The sequence below is a fragment of the Streptomyces monticola genome (assembly GCF_042665355.1).
GTDB classification, from domain to species: Bacteria; Actinomycetota; Actinomycetes; order Streptomycetales; family Streptomycetaceae; genus Streptomyces; species Streptomyces monticola.
The window spans coordinates 115,819-138,229 of sequence record NZ_JBHTCF010000011.1; the positions used below are offsets into that span (position 1 = coordinate 115,819).

At 71.8% G+C, this 22,411-nt stretch carries 19 protein-coding genes and 1 pseudogene; 6 read left to right on the plus strand and 14 right to left on the minus strand.

Going from position 1 to position 22,411, the window contains the following annotated elements:
* Positions 1 to 73: 73 nt before the first annotated feature.
* From ACFQVC_RS24585 to ACFQVC_RS24600, 4 genes are all read right to left on the minus strand, one after another.
* Positions 74 to 1,063 (minus strand): malate dehydrogenase, encoded by a 990-nt coding sequence (locus ACFQVC_RS24585; protein ID WP_381834252.1) that lies wholly within the window; start codon positions 1,061 to 1,063, stop codon positions 74 to 76.
* A 509-nt stretch (positions 1,064 to 1,572) separates the two neighbouring features.
* Positions 1,573 to 2,688 (minus strand): helix-turn-helix domain-containing protein, encoded by a 1,116-nt coding sequence (locus ACFQVC_RS24590; RefSeq protein WP_381834255.1) that lies wholly within the window; start codon positions 2,686 to 2,688, stop codon positions 1,573 to 1,575.
* Between the two features lie 602 nt (positions 2,689 to 3,290).
* A complete protein-coding gene (locus tag ACFQVC_RS24595; RefSeq protein ID WP_381834258.1) occupies positions 3,291 to 4,265 on the minus strand; it encodes a helix-turn-helix domain-containing protein in 975 nt (324 codons plus the stop codon).
* Complete coding sequence (locus tag ACFQVC_RS24600) at positions 4,262 to 5,098, minus strand: helix-turn-helix domain-containing protein (RefSeq protein WP_381834261.1); 837 nt, start codon at positions 5,096 to 5,098, stop codon at positions 4,262 to 4,264. Before ACFQVC_RS24600 ends, ACFQVC_RS24595 begins: the two co-directional genes overlap by 4 nt.
* A gap of 373 nt (positions 5,099 to 5,471) precedes the next feature.
* Here ACFQVC_RS24600 and ACFQVC_RS24605 point away from each other — a divergent pair, with 373 nt between their 5' ends.
* Complete coding sequence (locus tag ACFQVC_RS24605; RefSeq protein WP_381834264.1) at positions 5,472 to 5,936, plus strand: peptidoglycan-binding domain-containing protein; 465 nt, start codon at positions 5,472 to 5,474, stop codon at positions 5,934 to 5,936.
* Positions 5,937 to 6,097: 161 nt separating this feature from the next.
* Here ACFQVC_RS24605 and ACFQVC_RS24610 read toward each other — a convergent pair whose 3' ends face one another.
* The 4 genes from ACFQVC_RS24610 to ACFQVC_RS24625 all read right to left on the minus strand — a co-directional run bounded on the left by ACFQVC_RS24610 (position 6,098) and on the right by ACFQVC_RS24625 (position 9,700).
* A complete protein-coding gene (locus ACFQVC_RS24610) occupies positions 6,098 to 6,781 on the minus strand; it encodes a response regulator (RefSeq protein ID WP_381834267.1) in 684 nt (227 codons plus the stop codon).
* Positions 6,778 to 7,947, minus strand: coding sequence for a sensor histidine kinase (locus ACFQVC_RS24615; RefSeq protein ID WP_381834270.1), 1,170 nt, complete (start codon positions 7,945 to 7,947; stop codon positions 6,778 to 6,780). The genes ACFQVC_RS24610 and ACFQVC_RS24615 overlap by 4 nt, the downstream gene beginning before the upstream one ends.
* A gap of 294 nt (positions 7,948 to 8,241) precedes the next feature.
* Complete coding sequence (locus tag ACFQVC_RS24620) at positions 8,242 to 8,838, minus strand: DUF3017 domain-containing protein (RefSeq protein ID WP_381834273.1); 597 nt, start codon at positions 8,836 to 8,838, stop codon at positions 8,242 to 8,244.
* 1 nt (position 8,839) lies between these two features.
* The gene (locus ACFQVC_RS24625) at positions 8,840 to 9,700 is read right to left on the minus strand and encodes a bifunctional methylenetetrahydrofolate dehydrogenase/methenyltetrahydrofolate cyclohydrolase (RefSeq protein WP_381834276.1); all 861 of its coding nucleotides are present in this window, start codon (positions 9,698 to 9,700) and stop codon (positions 8,840 to 8,842) included.
* A 261-nt stretch (positions 9,701 to 9,961) separates the two neighbouring features.
* Between ACFQVC_RS24625 and ACFQVC_RS24630 the strand changes: the two genes are divergently transcribed.
* Both ACFQVC_RS24630 and ACFQVC_RS24635 read left to right on the plus strand, forming a co-directional pair.
* Positions 9,962 to 10,492, plus strand: coding sequence for a hypothetical protein (locus tag ACFQVC_RS24630; RefSeq protein ID WP_381834278.1), 531 nt, complete (start codon positions 9,962 to 9,964; stop codon positions 10,490 to 10,492).
* A 57-nt stretch (positions 10,493 to 10,549) separates the two neighbouring features.
* Positions 10,550 to 11,347 (plus strand): RDD family protein, encoded by a 798-nt coding sequence (locus ACFQVC_RS24635; protein WP_381834281.1) that lies wholly within the window; start codon positions 10,550 to 10,552, stop codon positions 11,345 to 11,347.
* 96 nt (positions 11,348 to 11,443) lie between these two features.
* Here ACFQVC_RS24635 and purH read toward each other — a convergent pair whose 3' ends face one another.
* Positions 11,444 to 13,006 (minus strand): bifunctional phosphoribosylaminoimidazolecarboxamide formyltransferase/IMP cyclohydrolase, encoded by a 1,563-nt coding sequence (gene purH, locus ACFQVC_RS24640; RefSeq protein ID WP_381834284.1) that lies wholly within the window; start codon positions 13,004 to 13,006, stop codon positions 11,444 to 11,446.
* A complete protein-coding gene (gene purN, locus ACFQVC_RS24645; RefSeq protein WP_381834286.1) occupies positions 13,003 to 13,635 on the minus strand; it encodes a phosphoribosylglycinamide formyltransferase in 633 nt (210 codons plus the stop codon). Before purN ends, purH begins: the two co-directional genes overlap by 4 nt.
* A 217-nt stretch (positions 13,636 to 13,852) precedes the next feature.
* Here purN and ACFQVC_RS24650 point away from each other — a divergent pair, with 217 nt between their 5' ends.
* Positions 13,853 to 14,677, plus strand: a complete 825-nt coding sequence (locus ACFQVC_RS24650) for a hypothetical protein (protein ID WP_381834288.1) — start codon at positions 13,853 to 13,855, stop codon at positions 14,675 to 14,677.
* A 30-nt stretch (positions 14,678 to 14,707) separates the two neighbouring features.
* Here ACFQVC_RS24650 and ACFQVC_RS24655 read toward each other — a convergent pair whose 3' ends face one another.
* Complete coding sequence (locus tag ACFQVC_RS24655; protein ID WP_381834291.1) at positions 14,708 to 16,474, minus strand: cell division protein PerM; 1,767 nt, start codon at positions 16,472 to 16,474, stop codon at positions 14,708 to 14,710.
* A gap of 159 nt (positions 16,475 to 16,633) precedes the next feature.
* Between ACFQVC_RS24655 and ACFQVC_RS42555 the strand changes: the two are divergent.
* Positions 16,634 to 16,759, plus strand: a pseudogene (locus tag ACFQVC_RS42555) (helix-turn-helix transcriptional regulator); the annotation flags it as partial.
* Between the two features lie 717 nt (positions 16,760 to 17,476).
* Positions 17,477 to 18,544, plus strand: coding sequence for an RNA polymerase sigma factor (locus ACFQVC_RS42560; RefSeq protein ID WP_417851988.1), 1,068 nt, complete (start codon positions 17,477 to 17,479; stop codon positions 18,542 to 18,544).
* Positions 18,545 to 18,625: 81 nt separating this feature from the next.
* On the opposite strand, the gene sucD is transcribed toward ACFQVC_RS42560, so the two are convergent.
* From sucD to ACFQVC_RS24675, 3 genes are all read right to left on the minus strand, one after another.
* On the minus strand, positions 18,626 to 19,510 hold the full coding sequence (gene sucD / locus ACFQVC_RS24665) for a succinate--CoA ligase subunit alpha (protein WP_381834296.1): 885 nt from the start codon (positions 19,508 to 19,510) through the stop codon (positions 18,626 to 18,628).
* Between the two features lie 21 nt (positions 19,511 to 19,531).
* Entirely contained in the window at positions 19,532 to 20,710 is a 1,179-nt protein-coding gene (sucC, locus tag ACFQVC_RS24670) for an ADP-forming succinate--CoA ligase subunit beta (protein ID WP_381834299.1), read from the minus strand.
* Between the two features lie 357 nt (positions 20,711 to 21,067).
* Positions 21,068 to 22,348, minus strand: a complete 1,281-nt coding sequence (locus tag ACFQVC_RS24675) for a hypothetical protein (RefSeq protein WP_381834302.1) — start codon at positions 22,346 to 22,348, stop codon at positions 21,068 to 21,070.
* Positions 22,349 to 22,411: the final 63 nt, after the last annotated feature.

A 22,411-nucleotide genomic window follows, 5' to 3' on the forward strand; every position in this document is an offset into this window, starting at 1 on the left:
GGAGCCAGTTGCGCGTCCGGTACGTACGGACGGCGATGCGTGCGTACGTACCGGAGGACCGGACCGGACCTGCTCAGATCAGGCCGAGGCCCTTGACCGCGTCGCGCTCCTCGGCGAGCTCCTTGACGGAGGCGTCGATACGGGCGCGCGAGAACTCGTTGACGTCCAGGCCCTGGACGATCTCGTACGAGCCGTTCTTCGTGGTGACCGGGAAGGACGAGATCAGGCCCTCCGGGACGCCGTAGGAGCCGTCCGACGGGATACCCATGGAGGTCCAGTCGCCCTCGGCGGTGCCGTTGACCCACGTGTGGACGTGGTCGATCGCGGCGTTGGCGGCGGAGGCGGCCGAGGAGGCGCCACGGGCCTCGATGATCGCGGCACCGCGCTTGGCGACGGTCGGGATGAACTCGTCGGCCAGCCACTTCTCGTCGTTCACGACCTCGGCGGCGTTCTTGCCGCCGACCGTGGCGTGGAAGATGTCCGGGTACTGGGTCGCGGAGTGGTTGCCCCAGATGGTGAGGCGCTTGATGTCCGCGACCGGGGTGCCGGTCTTCTTCGACAGCTGCGACAGGGCGCGGTTGTGGTCGAGGCGGGTCATCGCGGTGAAGCGCTCGGCCGGTACGTCCGGGGCGGCGGCCTGGGCGATCAGGGCGTTGGTGTTGGCCGGGTTGCCCACGACCAGAACCTTCACGTCGTCCGCGGCGTGGTCGTTGATGGCCTTGCCCTGCGGCTTGAAGATGCCGCCGTTGGCCTCGAGCAGGTCACCGCGCTCCATGCCCTTGGTGCGCGGGCGGGCGCCGACGAGCAGGGCGACGTTGGCACCGTCGAAGGCGACGTTCGGGTCGTCGCTGATCTCGATGCCCTGAAGCAGCGGGAAGGCGCAGTCGTCGAGCTCCATGGCGGTGCCCTCGGCGGCGCCGAGGGCCGGCGTGATCTCCAGGAGACGCAGCTTGACCGGCACATCCGGGCCGAGCAGATGGCCGGAGGCGATACGGAAGAGCAGTGCGTAGCCGATCTGGCCGGCCGCGCCGGTGACGGTGACATTCACGGGAGTGCGGGTCATGGCGATCTCCGTAGACAGCTGGCAGTAGCAGTGGGGTGATCGAAACTCGGCGTCCCGATGATCGATCACGGGTGATCGATCCCTTGACGTCAAGAGAGATCCACCGGTCAGGCTATCGCGCCCGGGCCGCCGCTCACCCCCGCACCCATGTGGCCAGGACCACAACCGGCGCGACCGCCCGAGGGGCCACCGGAACCACGACCGGCGCCACAACTACGGCGGCGGCCGCCGGCTCGGGAGAGGAGACGCGGGCGGCCGCCGTCCGGGTGCCGGGGGCCTGGGGCTCGCGTCCCAGTAGACCCGTACTCCCGTGGGGGTACGGTGCGCCTGCCCCGCTGTGAGGCAGGCATTCCCCTTCACCGCCGATTAGTTCAAGTCCCCCGGCGCACCGCACGGTTCACCCTGCTCAGGCCGTCGCGGCCGCACGGTCACGCCGTGCGCTCAGGCCGTCGCGGCGCACGGTCACGCCGTGCGCTCGGGCCGTCGCGGCGCACGGTCACGCCGTGCGCTCAGCCCGTGCAGCCCGTCTGGCCGGACTGCAACGTCGCGCAGGCCTTCGCCGCCGTGGCGCTCTTCGCGGTCACCATCGGGGTGTACGCGTCGCCGTCGGCGTTCACCTTGCCGCTCTCGCGCCCACCCGCCTGCGAGCCGCTGATCTGCACGGTGTCGCCGGGTTGCGCCCCGGTGATACGGGCCCAGGAGGCGCCGCACGTCTTGCTGTAGCGGACCTCCACCAGGGCCGTGCCGACGGTGACGCTGGTGCTGGTCCGCGCGAGCTCACCGCCGCAGCGCATCCGCTCCGGGTCCTTGCCCGCGCAGTCCGTGCCGACGCACTTGACGCCCTTGGGCAGCTCGCGCTCGCTGGTGGTCGGTGACGCGGACGGCTTGGCCTCCGGCTCGTCCTCGCCCGGCAGGCCGGTGAGGAAGATCGCGACCGCGATCACGACGAGGGCACCGACGACACCCGCGAGGAACATCGTCAGCTTCCGGCGCTGCCGTTGCCGGTCGGGAGAGCGGTCGGACGGCGCCGAACCGGGCGTACCGGACTGACCGGGCGGGCCCGGTGGCTGCGCCATCCCCGCGACGGGCGGCCCCGGGGGCGCGGCGACGGACGCCCCGGCACTGCCGGCACCGCCACCGGCCATCGCGCCGCCGGCACCGTCACCGGCCACCGCGCCGCCGGCCGCCGCACCGGGCTGCTGCACCTGGGGCCCGGCAGGACCCGCCTGCGCGGAACCGCCGCGCGCACCGCTCTTCTTGCCCTTGGTGTTCGCCGGCGCCGTGCCCAACTCCCCCAGAGCGGCACGCGCCTGGGATATCCGGATCGCCTCCATGGTCATGTCGTGCCGCATCTCGGAACGGCTCCAGGCGCGCTCCGCGAGCTCCCACATGGTGGTGAGGTGCATCGGATTGGTGCCGGTGACCTCGGCCAGGGCGACGATGGCGCCCTTGGGTGCGAGCAGCCGGCCGTTCAGATACCGCTCCCACGACGTCTTGCTGTAGCCGGTGCGGTCCGCCACCGCGGCGATGCTCAGCCCGCTGCGGTCCACGAGCCTGCGCAACTGGCTCGCGAACTCGCGCACCTGCGGGTCGAGTTCCTCCGGTAGCGCCCTCCAACGAGGCATTGCCTCCCCCTTGTCCCCCCGTGTACGTGCCTGCCGACTCCCCGCGTGATGCCCTGCCTTGCCCGCGTTCTGACTACCCACAGGGATGCTTCGATCCGGGACGTCAGTTCCCCCGACGGGGGCGCACAGGTGCACTTGTGGCCCAGGCCACGCCCCTTCGCGCGGCCACGGAGCCGCGGCCAGTCTCCCATCGCCACCCCGTTCCGCGATACGGAACCCCCCTCAAGGATCTTCAACACTGCACCGTTATGGGTGAGTTAACGGTGAATAGCCTGAGTTGCCGCGTTGCCGCTCCGTGAAGATCGTTGCGCCCCTCGGACACCGTGCCGGAATGGTCACCTCCGCGTCACAGGCCCCAGGCGGCACTTGATCCACCGTTGTCGCGTCCATGACTCTGGAACCCGAGCGGGACACCCGGCCCCACGGGTCGGGCGCCCCGCCCGGCACACCGACGGCGCCCGTCCTCCCTCGGGGGAGAGGACGGGCGCCGTTGTCCCGCCCCGTGTCTCTGCCGTGGACAGGTGCTGAGAGGTACTGCCCTGCCGTGGACAGGTGCTGAGAGGTACTGCCCTGCCGTGGACAGGTTCCGTCACGACTTCCGCTCAGGAGGCCGCCGGGAAGCAGGTCCTCTCCTGTGACCGCACCAGGCAGGCCCGTACATCGGGATGGTCGGCGGCAGCGGCCGCCGCCATCGGCGTCGACAGGGAGCCCTCCTCGTCGAACCGGTCCCGGACCTCGGTCTGCTGGGCCGCGATGCCCGGTGCGGTGATCTCGACGCGGTCGCCCGTCAGGCCCCGGTCGATACGGGCCCACACCGTGCCGCACCTGGCGGAGCGGCGCACCTTGACCACCGTGCCCGAGCCGAAGCGCCGCTCCGCGAGGGTGCTCGGCGGGAACGCGGCACCCGAACAGCGGGTCGCCTCCGGGTCCTTGCCGGTACAGGTCTCTCCCGAGCAGCCGGGCCCCGGCGCGGTGCCGCGCGGCGGTCTCGTCCCTTCCGCGCCGTTTCCGCTGCCGTCGATGCCCCAGACGATCAGGAGCACCCCGGCGGCGACCGCGGCGAGCCCGCCGAGCGCCCCGGCGAAGAATCCCGCGGAGCGAAGGCGCCGGTGCGCGGGGACGCGCGCGTTCGTCCCGTCCCTCTGCCCGTCCGTCGCACCGTCCCCCGGTCCGTCCTTCGGTCCGTCCCTCTGCCCGTCTCCCTGTCCGCCCCTCTGTGTGCCGGCGGGCCCGGCCGGAGCGGGCGCCACGCCCGCGCCCGCATGGCCACTCCCGCCCGCGCGGCCGCTCCAGGTGGGCTCGGCCAGCTCCCACAACGCCAGGGGCCGTCCCGGGCGTTCACCGGCGAGCTTGCACAGCTGCTCCACGGCCTGCCGGGGCGGCAGCACCTTGCCGTTGAGATAGCGCTCCCAAGAGGACTTGCTGTACGGCGTCTTCGCCGCGAGCGCGGCCAGGCTGAGGCCCGTCGCGGTCCGCAGCTCGCGCAGCGCGGCGGCGAGCCGTGCGCACTCCACGGGCAGCGCGGGCTCCGGGCGCCCGCCGCGGCGCCCCTCCTCGACGCGTTCCCGGTGGTTCACTTCCTCAGCACCTTCCAGGTGTCGGGCCCGACCTTGCCGTCGACCGCGATGTTCCCCTGGTCCTGGATCCGCTTGACCGCACGCTCGGTGGCGTTGCCGAACGCGCCGTCGGCCACACCGAGGTTCTGTCCGCGGTACAGCAGCAGGCACTGGGCCTCGACCACGGACCAGCGCGTGGAGAGCCGCTCGATCAGCTCCGTGCGCGTGCGGCTGTAGCCCGCGTACAGCCGGCCGTCGTCGTCACGGCGCACCTCGCAGTCGTAACGCTTGCCCGGTTCGTAGGTGAACTCCCCGTATTCCGGGTGGGGTTCACCGGTGTACGGCTTGTCGGCGTCCGCACTCCCCTCGTCGTCCTCCCAAGGCGCGATCAGGACGAGGGCGCCCAGGATCACCGCGGCGGTGGTGAGGCTCGACACCACGACGGCCACCCAAGGGACCCGCCGCAGACGGCCCGCGGCCGCCCGCGGCTCCACACCGCTTTCACCGGACCGTTCTTCCCGGTCGGTCTCCTGGTCGATCTCTTGGTCGGTCTCCTGCTCGCTCTCCTGGCCGCTCTCCTGGCCGGTGGTCCCCCAGGCCTCCGCCGCCACTTCGCGCTGGGCGAGCAGCCGGGCCGGGTCGGCGGCGCAGGCGCGGGCGAGTGCTTCGACCGCCTCGGCCGGCGGCAGCGCCTTTCCGTTGAGATAGCGGTCCCAGGACGAGCGGCTGTACGCCGTCCTCGCAGCGAGGGTCGCAAGTCCCAGGCCGCTGTGGTCCTTGATCCTGCGCAGTTGCACGACGAACTGCCGCACCCGCGGGTCGAGCGAGTCGGGCAGCTCCTTCCACCGAGACATGTTCCACCCCACGTCTTGGAAGCCCCCGGAAGAAGTCCCGGCCGGAACTTCCCCCACAGGGAGAGGATGCCCCGCTCACCGCGTGCGGTTCCGCGCTTTACGGGGAGCCGCACCCGAACGAGAACCGTCCCAGCGTCCCACCGAAGCCGCCAGGACCCCAAGGTCTGCGCAGGTCAACGTGGAAGGCGTCCCATGCGCGCCGCAACCTGCCGGCGAACCTGGCGGGAGGTGGCCGCGGCCCTTCAGTCTCAGTGGTGCACAACGGGCGGCGCGGTCCACCCCGCGCCGCCCCCACACGCCCCCCGAACGCGGCTCGTCCTCCCCGGGGGAGAGGACGAGCCGTCAGGGGGGGCCGACCGAAGGGGGAATCAGCATGCGCACTCTGACGAGGACACTGGTCGGACTCGGCGCCGCCGCCGGGATCGCCGCGGGCACTCTCGCCACCACGGGCGCGGGCGTCGCGACGGCCGCGCCGGACGTGAAGCCCGCGGCCGCGGTGAGCGTCAAGGACGTCGCGCCGCTCGCGGTGGTCAACCTCGGCCTGAGCAAGCGGGAGGCCGGCTGGGTCCAGTGCTGGCTGCACGACTACTGGGGCTACAACGGCGCGATCGACGGACAGCTCGGCACCAACAGCTGGAAGTCGATGCAGCGCAACCTCAAGGCGCACTGGGGGTACACGGGCGCGATCGACGGCATCGTCGGCAGCGGCACGATCAAGGGACTGCAGCGCAGCCTGAAGGCGCACCAGGACTACAACGGGCCGATCGACGGCATCGCCGGGTCGGGAACCAAGGCCGCGTTCAAGCGGTTCGCCGCGGACAGCAGGCCGTACTGCTGAACCGGTAGGCGCGCGTTCGTAACCGCGAGTTCGTAACCGCGCGTTCGTAACCGCGAGTTCGTAACCGCGCACTCGTAACCGCGAGTTCGTAACCACACACTCGTAACCGCGGGTTCGTGCCGCGAAAGTGCCCTCTCCGGAGGGCACTTTTCGCTTGCGGACTACGCCCCGCCCGGCACCACGAGCCCCGTCTCGTACGCCACCACGACCGCCTGCGCCCGGCTGTCCAGGCGGAGTTTGGTCATGGTGCGGTTGAGATGGGTCTTCACCGTCGCCTCGCTGATGAAGAGCCGCTCGGCGATCTCCGGGTTGGACAGGCCGCGTCCGGTCAGCTCCAGGACCTCCCGCTCGCGCGCGGTCAGCGCGTCGAGTGCGGGCGGCACGCTGCCGCCCTCGGCGGGCACGCCCGGCTGCCGGGCGAAGGCCTCGACCAGACGGCGGGTGACACTCGGCGCGAACAGCGCGTCACCGCCGCCGACGGCGGCCACCGCGGCGAGCAGCCGGTCGGGCCCCGAGTCCTTGAGCAGAAACCCGGAGGCACCCGCGCGCAGCGCCCCGTACACGTACTCGTCGAGGTCGAAGGTGGTCAACACCAGGACGCGCGGGGCGGGTTCGGAGGCAGCCGAGAGAATCTTCTCGGTGGCCGTGATACCGCTCATTCCGGGCATACGGATATCCATCAGGACCACATCGGGCCGGGTGCGGGCCGCGAGCGCCACCGCCTCCGCGCCGTCGCCCGCCTCGCCGACCACCTCGATACCGGGGGCGGCGCGCAGCAGACCGACCAGGCCCGCGCGGATCAGGAACTGGTCGTCGACGACGAGCACCCTGGTGCTTTCGGTCATGCCGAAGTGTCGTCCCCCCGCCGTACGGACCGCGCGGAGGTCGGCAGGTCGAGCCGTACGGCGAATCCGCCGTTCTTGCCACGCGGGCCGATGCTGATCGTCCCGCCGTAGAGCTTGGCCCTCTCCCGCATCCCAATCAAGCCATGGCCGCCACCTCCCTGGACTCTGTCCGGAATCACCCCCTCTCCGTCATCGGTGACGGAGACCGTCACATGGTCCTGTCCATAACGGAGTTCGACCTCGGCGCGGGTCGCGGACCGGGCGTGTTTCAGCACGTTGGTCAGCGCCTCCTGCACCACGCGGTACGCGCACAGGTCGACGCCCGGCGCGAGCGGACGCGGCGTCCCCTCGACGCGCAGCTCGACCGGCAGTCCGCCGGCGCCGACCCGCTCCACCATCTCGCCGAGGCGGCCGAGGCCCGGCATCGGGGCGTCGGGGGCGTCGTCCCCGTCCTCCGCGCGCAGCAGCCGCAGCATCCGGCGCAGCTCCTCGAGGGCCTCGGCACTCGTGCCGGAGATGGTGCTGAGCGCGCCGCGGGCGGTGTCCTTGTCGGACTCGAAGACAAAGCTCGCCAGACCGGCCTGCACGGAGATCACCGACATGTGGTGGGCGACCACGTCGTGCAGTTCACGGGCGATCCGGCCGCGTTCCTCGGCGACCTCGCGTTTGGCGCGTTCCGCCTGTTCCTTGCGGAGCTGGCGGGCGAGTTCGGCCGAGCGGCGCGCCACGTACCCGAAGCGCCAGATCACCGCGGGGAAGACCAGGGCCTGGCCGATGACGGCGGGCATGGAGCCGGTGCCGCTGACCACGCCCGCGTAGATCCACACGGCGGCCATCAGGCCCGCGCAGGCCACGGAGAGCCGGGGCCCGCGCAGCGAGGCCACGGTGTAGACGGCGAGCATCGGGCCGAAGGAGTTGACCACCGGCCAGTATCCGGCGGTGACATACACCAGCCACACGGCGTGCACGGACAGACAGACGGCGACGGGCCACCGGCTGCGCAGCGCCCCGGACAGATTGACCACGGCCACCAGCACATAGCCGTAGAGGTCGAGTTCCGGCCACCCCTGGGCCCTCGACTCCTGGCCGAGCAGCACGGCCACACTGGTCTGCGCGAGCGCGATCAGCGCGTCGGCGACGAGGGAACGAGACGGCCGGATCCGCATCGCCGCAGCGTAACCGGCCCTCGGCGTGGCGGCGTCAAACCCTCGGGGTACAGCGGAAGTTGCAGGAACCGGACAGCTACCACGGGAGTTGCGCCCAGACTCCACCGCTGAGCTGACGACGCAGCCGCCCCAGGTCCGTAGCGTCGTCCCCCGTACCGTGAGCCCGCCGGTTTGGTCACCGGTCGCGGTGCGGCCGGCCGCGGACCCGCGGGGGATTCAGACGGGGGACATGGGGGTCCGCGGCCACGAACCCCCGGCCGGTCCGGGATACCGCCAACTGCTGCCGGAACAGCGCTAACTGCTGATGGTGAAGTGCAGGGTCTCGTCGAGGAACGGGATCTCGAGCCACGGCTCGGGCTGCGCCATCATCGCGAGCAGCGCGATGGCCACCCCCAGGACGCCGTACGTCACCATGTCCGTGAAGCGCGAGCGCACCGCGAGCATCCCCACCGAGGGCAGCACCCGGCGCAGCACCGCCCCGGCGATCAGGGACAGGCCGATGAGAAGCGTGCCGACCCGGAACACGTCGAACGCGGTGAGCAGCAGGCCGAGCCCGGTGCCCCCGAGCACGGCGAGCATCGGCCACTGCCGTGCGGGTGCGGGGGCGTCGCCGCCGGCCGCGCGCCCGCCGCCCTCGGGCCGTGCGGTGTCCTTCGTGATGGACGGGAAGCGCCGGGTCTTCTTCGACATCGCCCCGTCGTGCTCGGACGCCCCGTCGTGCCCGGACGCCCCACCGTGCTCGGACGCCCCACCGTGCTCCGCCGTCTCGACAGACTCCGCCGTCTCGAAAGACTCCGTCGTCTCGCCCGTCTCGCCCGTCTCGCCCGTCTCGGCCACCTCGGCCGCCTCGTTCGCGTTCTTCGCGGGCCCGCTGTTCACCGGCTCACCCATGTCAGCTCACCGCGGCGGTGCGCTCGGCCGCCTCGACCACGTTGACCAGGAGCTGGGCCCGGGTCATCGGGCCCACGCCGCCGGGGTTCGGGGAGATCCAGCCCGCGACCTCCGCGACACCGGGGTGCACATCGCCGACGATCTTGCCGTGCTCGTCACGGCTGACCCCCACGTCGAGCACGGCGGCGCCCGCCCTGACGTCCTCGGGCTTGATCAGATGCGGGGAGCCGGCGGCGGCCACGATGATGTCGGCCTGGCGAAGGTGCCCGGCCAGGTCACGGGTGCCGGTGTGGCACTGCGTCACCGTCGCGTTCTCGGACTTACGGGTCAGAAGCAGCGGGATCGAGCGGCCGATGGTGACACCGCGGCCGACGACCACCACATGCGCGCCGTTGATCTCCACGCCGTACTGCCGCAGGAGCTGGATGACGCCGTACGGAGTGCACGGCAGCGGCGCCGGTTCGTTCAGGACGAGCCGCCCGAGGTTCGTCGGGTGCAGTCCGTCCGCGTCCTTGGCCGGGTCGATCAGCTCCAGGATGCGGTTCTCGTCGATGCCCTTGGGCAAGGGCAGCTGCACGATGTAACCGGTGCACTCCGGATCTTCGTTGAGCTCGCGCACGACCGCCTCGATCTCCTCCTGCGAGGCGGTGGCGGGCAGCTCGCGCTGGATGGAGGCGATGCCCACCTGTGCGCAGTCGCGGTGCTTGCCCGCGACGTACTTCTGGCTGCCGGGGTCCTCCCCGACCAGCACGGTGCCGAGGCCGGGCGTGCTGCCACGGGCCTTGAGCGCCTCCACACGCCGTACGAGATCGGCCTTGATCGCTGCTGCGGTGGCCTTGCCATCGAGAATCTGGGCGGTCATGCCCCCATCCTCGCGGATGAACCGTCCCGGGCTCCAATCCGCGCGCGGCAACGGGTCCCGTATCGCTCCCCCGCAAAGATCGGCCGATGTTGCACTTGCACAACTCATGTGGAACGCGGCTGGACAAATATGCCCGGCTTTTAGAACGATGAGCGGCGCAGTGCCGCGGGCAGTGCACGGGGGGACGGACCGCAATTCAGCTCGACCTCCTCCGTACCACCGCGTCGTCCCCAGCATTTTCACAACGGAGGAAGAACCGCCATGAGCTTCGGCGACCCGAACAACCCCTACGGGCAGCAGCCCGGTCAGGGCTATCCCCAGGCCCCGCCCGTGCAGCAGCCCTACGGCGGGGGTTACCAGGGCGGACCGATGACGATGCCGGGCGGCGTGACAGGCGCCCGCGTGATGCTCTTCGTCATCGCGGGGCTCCAGGTCGTCGGAGCGATACTCATCGGCCTGACCGCCGCGGGGATATCGGCGGCCAAGAACAACGCCGACCTGCAGAACGACGTGCAGTTCCAGCAGCTGCAGGATTACCCGGTCGGCGCCGTCTGGGCCATGGCCGTATTCGCCCTCCTGTGGGGCGGGTTCGCGGTCTTCCTGGGTGCCAAGCTCGGCAGCGGCGGAAACGGCATCCGCATCACCACGATGGTCTTCGGCATCATCACGGCGATTCTCGGCATCTACCCCTTCATCATCGTGGGCCTTGTGCACACCGTGCTCGCCATCCTGATCACGGTCTTCGTCGGCAAGTCCGACGGCAACGCCTGGTTCAACCGCGCCCGTTACTGAGCACTGCCCGACCGCAACGCCGCGCCGTCCCCGCACTCCAACAGAGGAAGAACCGCCATGAGCTTCGGCGACCCGAACAACCCCTACGGCCAGCAGCCCCAGCAGCCCCAACAGCCCCCGCAGGGCAGCCAGCAGCCGTACGGCTACCCCCAGCAGCCGCAGGGGCAGCCCGGCTACGGCTACCCGCAGCAGGCCCCCCAGGGCGTGCCCCCGCAGCAGGGCTACGGCTACCCGCAGCAGCAGCCCCAGCAGCCCGGCTACCCGCAGCAGCAGGCCGGTTACCCCGGCTACCCGCAGCAGCCCGGCACCGTCCAGGCCAACAACGGCTACGTGAACATCCCGGCGCTCGGCACCGTCCAGATCGCCAGCATGGGCGTCCGCTTCGGCGCCCGTGTCATCGACGGCCTCGTCATCGGCGTCATCTACGCGATCTTCATGTTCGCCGGTGTGCTCGGCGCCATGGGTCTGGTGAAGAGCGCCGACGACTGCGGCGACTACCTGGACCCGGGCTACCAGGCCTGCGTGAACGACGCCGCTTCCGGCGTCGTCGCCGTCTTCTTCGGCGCCATCGCGGCGCTCGCCATCATCACGCTGCTCTACGAGTGGCTGATGATCTCCTTCCTCGGCGCGACCCTCGGCAAGATGGCCGTCGGTGTGAAGGTCGTCAAGGAAGAGACCGGCCAGGCCCCCGGCGCCGGCGCCGGCTTCATCCGCTGGATCCTGCCGCAGGTCGGCAGCCTCCTGTGCGGTATCGGCGCGCTGCTCGTCTACCTGTCGCCGCTGTTCGACAACTCCGGCAAGTCGCAGGGCTGGCACGACCGTGCCGCGCACACCCTGGTGATCAAGAAGCCGTAACGCACGGCCCGCGCATACGACTGGCCCCGGTGTCGAAGGACGACACCGGGGCCAGTCGTATGCGGCGACACCTGAGGTGACACCTGCGGTGACACCTCAGTGGAAGAAGTGCCGCGTCCCCGTGAGGTACATCGTGATGCCCGCCTTCTTCGCGGCCTCGATGACCAGCTCGTCACGGACCGAACCGCCCGGCTGCACCACGGCCTTGACCCCGGCGGCGGTCAGGATCTCCAGGCCGTCGGGGAAGGGGAAGAAGGCGTCGGACGCGGCGTACGAACCGGCCGCGCGCTCGGCGCCCGCCCGCTCGACGGCGAGCTTCGCGGAGTCGACACGGTTGACCTGGCCCATGCCGACGCCGACCGAGGCGCTGTCCTTGGCGAGCAGGATCGCGTTGGACTTCACGGCCCGGCAGGCCCGCCAGGCGAAGGCCAGCTCCGCCAACTCCGCGTCGGAGAGGGCTTCTCCGGTGGTCAGGGTCCAGTTCGCCGGGTCGTCGCCCGCGGCCTGGAGGCGGTCCGTGACCTGAAGCAGCGCACCGCCGTCGATGGCCTTGACCTCGACCGTGTCCGCGGGGCCTTCGGCACAGCGCAGGACGCGGATGTTCTTCTTCTTGGTGAGGGCTTCCAGCGCGCCGTCCTCGTAGCCGGGCGCCACGATGACCTCGGTGAAGATCTCCGCGACCTGCTCGGCCAGTTCCTTGGACACCGGCCGGTTCACGGCGATCACACCGCCGTACGCGGACACCGGGTCGCAGGCGTGTGCCTTGCGGTGCGCCTCGGCGACATCCGCGCCGATCGCGATGCCGCACGGATTGGCGTGCTTGATGATCGCGACGCAGGGCTCTGAGTGGTCGTACGCGGCCCGGCGCGCGGCGTCGGTGTCCGTGTAGTTGTTGTACGACATCTCCTTGCCGTGCAGCTGCTCGGCCTCGGCGAGACCGCCCTCGCCGTTCACGTACAGCGCCGCGCCCTGGTGCGGATTCTCGCCGTAGCGCAGGACGTTGGCACGCTCGTACGTCGAGCCGATGAAGTCGGGGAAGTCGCTCTCGTCCACCGCGGCGTACTCGTCCGCGAACCAGCCGGCCACCGCGACGTCGTACGCCGCCGTGTGCCGGAACGCCGCCGCGGCGAACCGCTTGCGCAGCGCCAGCGTGAAGCCGCCCTCCTGCACCGCCTGCAGCACCGCGGCGTACGAGTCCGGGTCCGTGACCACGGCCACCGACGGGTGGTTCTTGGCGGCGGCGCGCACCATCGACGGACCGCCGATGTCGATCTGCTCCACGCACTCGTCGGGCGTCGCCCCCGAGGCGACGGTCTGCTTGAACGGGTACAGGTTCACGACCACCAGGTCGAACGGCTCGACGCCGAGCTCGGCCAGCTGCCGCCGGTGGTCCTCGAGCCGCAGGTCGGCCAGGATGCCCGCGTGCACCTTCGGGTGCAGGGTCTTGACCCGGCCGTCGAGGCACTCGGGGAACCCGGTGAGCTCCTCGACCTTGGTCACCGGCACACCCGCGGCGGCGATCCGGCCGGCCGTGGAGCCGGTCGAAACGAGCTCGACGCCGGCCTCGTGCAGGCCGCGGGCGAGCTCCTCCAGGCCGGTCTTGTCATAGACGCTGATCAGGGCGCGGCGGATGGGCCGCTGGGTACCTTCGGCGGTCACGGGATGGAAACCTTTCGTCCCTCAATGCGGTAGCCGTGCCGGGCCAGACGCCCCACGACCTCGACGAGCAGCGAGCGCTCGACTTCCTTGATGCGCTCATGGAGCGCGGATTCGTCGTCCTCGTCCCGGATGTCGACCACGCCCTGCGCGATGATCGGCCCGGTGTCGACGCCGTCGTCGACGAAGTGGACGGTGCAACCGGTGACCTTCGCGCCGTACGCGAGTGCGTCACGTACGCCATGGGCACCGGGAAAACTGGGCAGCAGAGCAGGGTGGGTGTTCACGAACCGGCCGCCGAACCGTGCGAGGAATTCCTTCCCCACGATCTTCATGAACCCGGCCGAGACGACCAGGTCGGGCTCGTGCGCGGCGGTGGCCTCGGCGAGCGCCCGGTCCCACTCCTCGCGCGAGGCATGGTCCTTCACCCGGCACACGAAGGTCGCGAGGCCCGCGCGCTCGGCCCGCTCAAGGCCGGCGATCCCGGTCCGGTCCGCGCCCACGGCGACGACTTCGGCGCCGTACGCGTCGGCCCCTGCGGCCTCGATCTCGTCGAGCAGGGCCTGCAGATTCGTCCCGGATCCGGAGACGAGCACGACGAGGCGCTTGGGGGCGGCGGCAGATGAGGCCACGACGGGGCCCTTTCATGACTTGCTCGGCTTTGTGCGGTCATACGAATGCTTCATGGTCCCCGATACGGGGAACTCTACGAAGCGCCCGACCGTCAGCAACGATACCGGCACACGCAGCGGCCCCCACGGGACGGGGACGTAGCCGGAAGGTAGCGTCTGGGGAGCAAGCGCTACGCAAGCCCACATCGGGCCTCAACTAGGGGAAGACGCACACCTGATGCCGGACCGACTGCCCACGCCCCCGTCCTCGTCACAGCAGGACCCGAACCAGCAGGGTCCGCGACAGACCACGGACGCGGACTCGCACGCACAGCGAGCCGAGGGCGCGGACCAGGCACGGGAGGAACAGGTGCCGGAGGACCGGACGCCCGGGACGGACAACCCCTTCGCCCCGCCGCCCGAGGGCAGCCCCGACCGCCCGTGGCAGCCGCGCCGCCCCGAGGACGGTGCCGGACAGGAGGACCAGAGCCGCGGCCGCGGTCGCTGGAGCCCCCGCCAGCCCGGCCGCTCATCGGGCCCCTTCGGCCAGCGCCTCGGCGGCGACCAGGAGAAGGACAACCTGGGCGGCGGGCCCGGCGGCCCCGGCTCCGGCCTGCGCTGGGACCCCACCGACCCGGCCCAGCGCCGCGCTCGGTACGCCCTGCTCAGCGGCATGTGGGCGTTCTTCTTCGCGCTGTTCAGCTGGCCTTACGTCGCGCTGCTGCTCGGCGCGCTCGCGGTCTACTGGTCGATCAGCGCCCTGCGCGCCCGCCCCGCCCCCGCCGACCCCACGGCCACGGCCACGCCCCCGGTCCGGACGGAGCCCGAGGCGCAGGCCGCGGCCAAGGCCGCCCAGCCCAAGCCGCAGACGACGGCGGCGGTCAGCGGTCTGGTCACCGCGTGCCTGGCCCTCGCCATGGTCGCCGCCACCTTCACGGCCCAGATCGTGTACCGCGACTACTACACCTGCGTGAGCGACGCCCTGACCACGACCGCCCAGAAGTCCTGCGAGGACAAACTCCCCGAGCAGCTGCGGCCGTTCCTCAGCACGCCGGCGGAGTAGCGGAGCAGCGTTACGGGCGGCCGGGGAACGTCAGGCTGAAGCGGGGGGCTGCGGGTTCGGGTCCGGATTCGGGTCCGGATTCGGGTCCGGCTCCGCCTCCGTTTCCGCTCCCGTTTCCTTCCCCGTCAGGCCTTGAGCCTGCTCCTGCTCCTGCTTCGGGTCACGGTCCCGGCCCTGGTCCCGGCCCTGGTCCCGGTCCTGATCTTGGTCCCGGTCCTCCGGTGCGGAGGTCTCCGCCGTGACCTCGCGCAGCTCCGCCCAGCGCTGCGCGCGGGAGGCCCGTCCGTCCGCCCCCGCCCCGGCCGTCCCGACGGAGAAGTCGTACGGCTCGAAGGCAGCGGCCGAAGCCCCTTCCGCCGGAACGGACCGGCGCCGCCACGGCCACCACCGCCGGGCCCGGCCCCCCGGCTCCTCACCGGCCGGCCGCACCGGGGCGACCGGATCGCGTACCTCACGCTCAAGGACCTCACGCTCACGGACCTCACGTACCCGCACCTCGCGTACGCGCCAGGCCCGTAGTCCAAGGGCTCCCGGCACCCCGACAAGCGCGGACCAGGCGAACGCCGCCCCGCCGGTCGCCCACCACACCGGGCCGAAGTCCGCGAGTTCCGCGTTCCCCAGCGGACCGCCGGCCAGCGCCGCGAGCGCCGCGAGCGCGAGCCCGCACAGGACCGCCGCGAGACCCGCCGTCAGCGCCGTCTCGCCCCGCGACCAGGCCGCGTCCCGCTCCCCGTCCACCGGCGCCGCGGCCCGCACCGTGAACCACGCGACGGCCACGCCCGCGGCCACCGCCACCCCGGCCGCCGACCAGGTGAGCGGCGAACCAGGACCGGCGTCCGGCACCGCGGCGAGCAGCGGGAACGGCGGCAGGAACGGCTCCGAAGGGGCACCGAGCGGCCAGGCGACACTGCCCGTGCCGAGCGCGAACCCGGGCCCGAGCCCGTACGAGGCGCCCCACACCGCGGAGTTGGGCACCAGCGCGAGCGCGAGCAGGAGCACCGCGAACCGCCCCGACCACACCTCCGTGAGCTGCAGATACGCCGACTGCGCGGCCTGCGCGTGCACCACGAGGGACAGCCCGACAAGGAGCGCTCCCCCGCCGAGCAGCACCACGACCCCCGCCGCGGCGGCCCGTGCGGCCGCACCGATCCGGGGCCGTACGGCGAAGCGGCGTACCGCACCGGCGTCGAGGAGACGGCGCAGCACCGCGGGCAGCGGGCCGCGCGGCCGCCCGTACGCGGTCCACACCCCGGCCGCAGCGCCCAGGACCGCCACCACGGGCAGATGCAGGGCCGCGCTCACCGGGTCGGCGGAGAGGGAACCGCCGGCGGCGTACAGCGTCGCGCACCCGCCCACCAGGAGGTAGCCGGCGACCACGCCCCACAGCGCGGAGCGCGCCCCGTCCGCCGAGTCGACGGCGTCACGGGCGGCACGGTGCAGCAGCAGTGCGGGCAGCGCGACGAGGAGCAGCGGCGTGACACCGAGCGGTGCGGCGGCTCCTGACAGGGTGTCGGTCCTGATCAGCTCCGTACCGTGGGCGAGCAGCCAGAGCCCGGCCGCGACCTGCAGCGCACCGCCGGGCCCGCTGTCCGGATACGGCGAACTGATCCACGCCACCATCACCAGGACCGCGAGCGAGCCGAGCCCGAGACCCGCGGCGATCGCGCCGCCGAGCAGACAGGTGGCGAGCGCGGACGTTCTGCGGCGGCTGCTGCGCGCGAGCCCGATGAGCAGGGACGCCGGTGTCGACGGGGCGGACGACGGGCTGCGGTCGGTCATGTGCGTCACGCCCGACATGCTCCCAACGACACGCGCTCCCCACGCGTAACAGGCGAATGCCCGAAGTGTCGCTCAATATACGTTTATGTACTTTTTCGTACGGCGTAGGGCTGCCCGCACCACGGCGGCCTGCCCGGCGAAAGACGGTCCCAAGGCCCACGGTGTGGAGAGTCCGACATGACCCAGAGCCCCGCCACCCCGCTGCCGCCCCCGGAGGAGCGCCGACAGCTGCGCGAGGCGAAGGAGCTGACGCAGGCGCAGGTCGCCGCGAAGGTGGGCGTCACCCGTGAGACGGTCCGGTCCTGGGAGACCGGCCGCACGAATCCACGGGGCCGCAAGCGCGAGGCGTACGCACGGCTCCTCGCCGATATCGCGGCGGAGATACAGCGCCAGTCCACCGAGGGCGCGCCCGCCCCGCAGCGGCCGGCGCCCGACCCCGAGCGGCCGACCCCCGCACTCCTCGCGCGCCTGGCCAAGCGCGCCCCCGCCCGCCCCGCCCCCGAAGAGACGAGGCCCGTGCGCACCCCGTCTTCCCCACCTCAACCGCCCGCCCTCGTCGAGCAGTTGGGGACCACGGAGGCCACGACCGAGAAGACCGTGGTCGAGAAGTCCGTGGCCGAGGTCCCGGTGACCGAGGTCGAGGAGACGGCGGCCGAGGAGCCGGTGACCCAGGAGCCGGTGGCCGAAGTGGCCGAGCCCAGTAAGACCGAAGCCGAAGCCCAGGTGGTGCGGCCCCAGCCGCCCCAGGCCGAGACCGAGACCGAGACCGAAGCCGAGACCGAAGCCGAAGCCCAGGTCGCGCAGCCCCAGCCGCCCGAGGCCGAGACCGAGACCAAGGCGCGGCCCGTGACCGAAGCAGTCGCGGAGCGGCCCGCGCGGGGCGAAGCCGGATCCGAGGAGACCCGCGCCTCGACCCCCCGCACCGGCACCGGCAGCACCAGCTCCAGCAGCAGCACCAGCAACACCAGCAACAGCAACAACCGAGCCCCCAAGCCCCAGCCGTACGTCGAGGCGCGGGTCGTGAAGGGGGCTCCCGCCGCCGCGCGGCCTCTGCCGCTCAAGCCGGCGGCTCGGCAGACGCGGCCCAGGGCCGCGGCCAAGCGGGCCGCGAAACCGCCGGCCGCCATGGCCGTACGGCATGAGTACGGGCCCGCCGCCGTGCCCGCGGGCGCGGGCGCGTGGGGCGGAAAGGGCGGCGGCAAGGGTGACTCGGCCGCCGGTGCCGTACCGGCCGCCCTGTCCGGGGGTGACGGCGGCACCGGCGAGCCCGGGAGCCGGGCCGCCGGCAGCGGCCTGACGCCCGATCAGGCCTTCGACGCGCTGTACGCGTTCAGCGCCCCCGGCCTCGTACGCCAGACGTATCTGCTCACCGGGCGGCGCGCGCTCGCCAAGGAAGCGGTGGAGCGGGCCTTTCAGCAGGCCTGGGAGCGCTGGCCCGAAGTGGCCGTGGACCGGGACCCGGTGGGCTGGGTGCGGGCCGCGGCCTACGAGTACGCGCTCTCGCCCTGGCACCGGCTGCGCCGCAGCCACCGGCAGCCGGACGCGCCGCCCGCCGAGCCCGAGGACCGCAAGCTGCTCGACACGCTGCTCAGCCTCCCGGCCGCGTACCGCAGGACGCTGGTCCTCTACGACGGGGTCGGACTCGATCTGCCCGAGACCGCCGCCGAGACGGAGGCCTCGACCCCGGCCGCGGCGAACCGGCTCCTGCACGCCCGCCAAGCCGTCGCCGAGCAGCTGCCCGAGCTGTCCGAACCCGGTGAACTGCACCGCAGACTCGATGAGTTGGCGCGGGCCGAGAAGCTGAGCGCGGGCAAGGCCACCGTCGTACGGCAGGGCGGAGAACACCGCTCACGGTTCTGGACGCGGGCCGCCATCGCCTTCACCGCGCTCATCATCGGCGCATCGGCCCTGGCCCTCGCCACCTCGCCGACGCACTACGAGCCCGAGCACGCGCCCGGCGAGACGGTCCGCGGGGTGCCGCCGCGGATGGGTCCCGGCAAGCTCACCAAGAAGGAGAAGGTGCTGCGCAAGAAGCTGCGGGAGGAGCCGGCCGCCGGCCCTGAGCGGCTGGTTCCGATGACCGGCTGAGAGCACCCGTACACGCGTGTGGGCCCGCACCCCCGGCAGGAGGGGTACGGGCCCACACGCGGTGAAAAGGCGCGAGGAACCTCAGCCGTTGAGGATGGCGCGCGCCAGCTTGGCGGTCTCGGTCGGGGTCTTGCCGACCTTGACGCCCGCGGCCTCGAGGGCCTCCTTCTTGGCCTGCGCGGTGCCGGAGGAGCCGGAGACGATGGCGCCGGCGTGGCCCATGGTCTTGCCCTCGGGCGCCGTGAAGCCCGCGACGTAGCCGACGACCGGCTTCGTCACATTGGCCTTGATGAAGTCCGCCGCGCGCTCCTCCGCGTCGCCGCCGATCTCGCCGATCATCACGATCAGGTCGGTGTCGGGGTCGGCCTCGAAGGCCTCGAGCGCGTCGATGTGCGTGGTGCCGATGACCGGGTCGCCACCGATACCGACGGCCGACGAGAAGCCGATGTCACGGAGCTCGTACATCATCTGGTACGTCAGCGTGCCGGACTTCGAGACCAGGCCGATACGGCCCGGCTTCGTGATGTCGCCCGGGATGATGCCGGCGTTGGACTGGCCCGGGGTGATGAGACCGGGGCAGTTCGGGCCGATGATGCGGGTCTTGTTGCCCTGCGACTTCGCGTACGCCCAGAAGGCGGCGGAGTCGTGGACGGCGATGCCCTCGGTGATGACGACGGCGAGGGGGATCTCGGCGTCGATGGCCTCGACGACGGCGGCCTTCGAGAAGGCCGGGGGCACGAAGAGGACGGAGACGTTGGCGCCCGTCTTCTCCATGGCCTCCTTGACCGTGCCGAAGACCGGTACGGAGGTGCCGTCGAAGTCGACCTCGGTGCCCGCCTTGCGGGGGTTCACGCCGCCGACGATGTTGGTGCCGTCACCGAGCATCAGCTTGGTGTGCTTCATGCCCGTGGCACCGGTCATGCCCTGGACGATGACCTTGCTGTCCTTGTTGAGGAAGATAGCCATGGCTGTTCTTTCCCTCGTCCCTTACTTCGCGGCCGCGAGCTCGGCGGCCTTGTCGGCCGCGCCGTCCATGGTGTCCACGCGCTGCACGAGCGGGTGGTTGGCGTCGCTCAGGATCTTGCGACCCAGCTCCGCGTTGTTGCCGTCGAGGCGCACGACCAGCGGCTTGGTGACCTCTTCGCCCTTGGACTTGAGCAGCTCCAGGGCCTGGACGATGCCGTTGGCGACCTCGTCGCAGGCGGTGATGCCGCCGAAGACGTTGACGAAGACGGACTTGACGTCCGGGTCACCGAGGATGATCTCCAGGCCGTTCGCCATCACCTCGGCGGAGGCGCCGCCACCGATGTCGAGGAAGTTGGCGGGCTTCACGTTGCTGTGCGCCTCACCGGCGTACGCGACGACGTCGAGGGTCGACATGACCAGACCCGCGCCGTTGCCGATGATGCCGACCTCGCCGTCGAGCTTCACGTAGTTGAGGCCCTTGGCCTTGGCGGCAGCCTCGAGCGGGTTGGCTGCGGCCTTGTCCTCGAGCGCGTCGTGCTCCGGCTGGCGGAAGTCGGCGTTGGCGTCCAGGGACACCTTGCCGTCCAGGGCCAGGATGTCGCCGTTCGCGATCTTGGCGAGCGGGTTGACCTCGACCAGGAGGGCGTCCTCCTTGACGAAGGTGTCCCACAGCGTGACGAGGACCTCGGCGACCTTCTCGGCGACATCGGCCGGGAACTTGGCGGCCGCGACGATCTCGCGCGCCTTCTCGATGGTCACGCCCTCGTTGGAGTCCACCGGCACCTTGGCCAGGGCCTCGGGGGTCTTCTCCGCGACCTCCTCGATGTCCATGCCGCCCTGCACGGAGGCCATGGCGAGGAAGGTGCGGTTGGTGCGGTCGAGGAGGTACGAGACGTAGTACTCCTCGGCGATCTCGGGGGCCATCTCGGCGAGCATCACCTTGTGGACCGTGTGGCCCTTGATGTCCATGCCGAGGATCTGCTGGGCCTTCTCGACCGCGTCCTCAGGGTTGTCGGCGAGCTTGACGCCACCGGCCTTACCGCGGCCGCCGACCTTCACCTGCGCCTTGACGACGGACTTGCCGCCGAGACGCTCGGTCACCTCGCGCGCCGCCTCAGGCGTGTCGATGACTTCACCGGCCAGCACCGGTACACCGTGCTTGGCGAAGAGGTCCCTCGCCTGGTACTCGAACAGGTCCACGCGCGTCCGTCCCTTTTCAGTGGTATCGCGTTCAGTCGCGATCGCGTTCATCGCGTTCGTTGTCTGCGTGGGCGTGCCGCGAAGGGCAACGTGACTGCGCTGTCACTGAGGGAGGCGTGCACGGTGTCCGTGGACGCGGCATGTCCGTCTCGCAGGTTATCGCCGTGGGACGTAGGTCCCTAAATCGCAGATCACACTGCGGCGGTGATTACGGTCACAGACAGCGGGCCGGGCGGCGCTTCGCGTTGCTTCCGGGTCCCCACCGGTCGCGGTGCGTATGCGTCTGCCGCCCGGCCCGAGTCCTGGGGGTGACCGTGTCGGGTACGGCCGGTGGCTCCGGCCGTACCGACGGCGGGATCAGATGCCGGTGACGTAACCCGGCGTGACGGACGCGGCGGTGTCCTGGACCCCGGCCACGGCGTTGCCCGCCAGCGGCCCCGCGTCCTCGGTGACCGAGCCCGTCAGGTCCTGGGCGAACGGCCGGACATCGGCCGTCACGTCCTGGGTGAGGCCGGTGGCGCTGCCGCCGACGCCCTGCGCGAGGGTCTTCACCTCACCGGTCACGTTCCGCACGGCCGGCTCGGCGTCCTCGACGACCGCGCCCGCGAACGGCTGCACGTCGTCGCTCACCACGCCCGCCGCGAAGGGCTGGACATCGGCGTGCACGTCCTGGACGAGCACGCCCGCGTCACCCGCGGCCTGCTGCGCGACCGGAAGGACCGACTCCACCGCGGTGGCGGCGACCGGCGGAAGGACGGACTTGGAGGTCTCGTCGACGATCGGCGCGGCCTGGCCGAGCGCACCCTGCGCCTGGGCCGGAGCCTGCGCGGCCAGGCCCTGGACCTGGCCCTGCGCCTCGGCGACGCCACCCTGCACCTGCTGCGCCTGCTGCTGCGTCTGCTGCTTCGCGTGGTCCGTGGCCTGGTCCGCACGGTCCGTGGCCTGGTCGGCGAAGCCGGGCGCGAAGGCGGAGAGCGGACCGAAGAGGTAGTCGATCTGGTCCTGCGCCTGGCCGAGCCGGTCCTGGGCCTGACCGATCCGGTCCTGCGCCTGGCCGAGGTCCGGGTTGGCCGGGAGCTCGCCGTCGATGTACTGGCGGGCGGCCTGGTCGGCGGCGGCCTGCACGTCACCGGCCTGGACGTCCTTGAGGTCACCGACCTTGCCCTTGACCTGCCCTGCGGCGCCCTTGAGCTGTCCTGCGGCGCCCTTGACCTTGCCGGTCGCGGACTCGGCCTTGCCGGTGAGACTGTGCGCCTTGCCCTTGAGGCCCTGGGCGTGGGCGGTGACGTCCTGCTGGACGTGGCCGGTGACGCCCGCGAGGCTCTCGGCGCCCGAAGTGACGCTCCCGGCCTTCGCCTTGGCGTCGGCGACGGTGGACCCGGCCTTGCCGGTGAGGCCGCCGACGGCGCCCTTGTCGAGGTCGGTGGCGTCGACACCGGTGGCGTCGGCGACCTTGTCCTGGGCGCCCGCGACCGCGTCGACGTCCAGGTCGGGCGTACTGATCGGGGTGGAGGCGGGGAGCTCGGCGGCACCCGCACCCGCCGCGCCCATCGCGAGCATGCCGGTGGCGCCGGCCGCTATGACGATGGAACGGCGGATGGACTTGCTGCTCGTGCTCGGCTTGCTGTGCTTGCTCATGCTGGTGTCGGTTCCTTCGAATTCGAGGGTGCGGAGGCGCACGGGATGAGGCGCTCTCCGTCG

Excerpts from the sequence above, each read along its gene's own strand:
- ACFQVC_RS24625 (WP_381834276.1), bottom strand. The coding sequence starts at position 9,700 with ATGACCGCCCAGATTCTCGATGGCAAGGCCACCGCAGCAGCGATCAAG.
- ACFQVC_RS24650 (WP_381834288.1), top strand. The coding sequence starts at position 13,853 with ATGCCGGACCGACTGCCCACGCCCCCGTCCTCGTCACAGCAGGACCCG.
- ACFQVC_RS24615 (WP_381834270.1), bottom strand. The coding sequence starts at position 7,947 with ATGCGGATCCGGCCGTCTCGTTCCCTCGTCGCCGACGCGCTGATCGCG.
- ACFQVC_RS24600 (WP_381834261.1), bottom strand. The coding sequence starts at position 5,098 with ATGTCTCGGTGGAAGGAGCTGCCCGACTCGCTCGACCCGCGGGTGCGG.
- ACFQVC_RS24675 (WP_381834302.1), bottom strand. The coding sequence starts at position 22,348 with ATGAGCAAGCACAGCAAGCCGAGCACGAGCAGCAAGTCCATCCGCCGT.
- ACFQVC_RS24590 (WP_381834255.1), bottom strand. The coding sequence starts at position 2,688 with ATGCCTCGTTGGAGGGCGCTACCGGAGGAACTCGACCCGCAGGTGCGC.
- ACFQVC_RS24620 (WP_381834273.1), bottom strand. The coding sequence starts at position 8,838 with ATGGGTGAGCCGGTGAACAGCGGGCCCGCGAAGAACGCGAACGAGGCG.
- ACFQVC_RS24585 (WP_381834252.1), bottom strand. The coding sequence starts at position 1,063 with ATGACCCGCACTCCCGTGAATGTCACCGTCACCGGCGCGGCCGGCCAG.
- ACFQVC_RS24655 (WP_381834291.1), bottom strand. The coding sequence starts at position 16,474 with ATGTCGGGCGTGACGCACATGACCGACCGCAGCCCGTCGTCCGCCCCG.
- ACFQVC_RS24610 (WP_381834267.1), bottom strand. The coding sequence starts at position 6,781 with ATGACCGAAAGCACCAGGGTGCTCGTCGTCGACGACCAGTTCCTGATC.
- ACFQVC_RS24630 (WP_381834278.1), top strand. The coding sequence starts at position 9,962 with ATGAGCTTCGGCGACCCGAACAACCCCTACGGGCAGCAGCCCGGTCAG.
- sucD (WP_381834296.1), bottom strand. The coding sequence starts at position 19,510 with ATGGCTATCTTCCTCAACAAGGACAGCAAGGTCATCGTCCAGGGCATG.
- ACFQVC_RS24635 (WP_381834281.1), top strand. The coding sequence starts at position 10,550 with ATGAGCTTCGGCGACCCGAACAACCCCTACGGCCAGCAGCCCCAGCAG.
- ACFQVC_RS24605 (WP_381834264.1), top strand. The coding sequence starts at position 5,472 with ATGCGCACTCTGACGAGGACACTGGTCGGACTCGGCGCCGCCGCCGGG.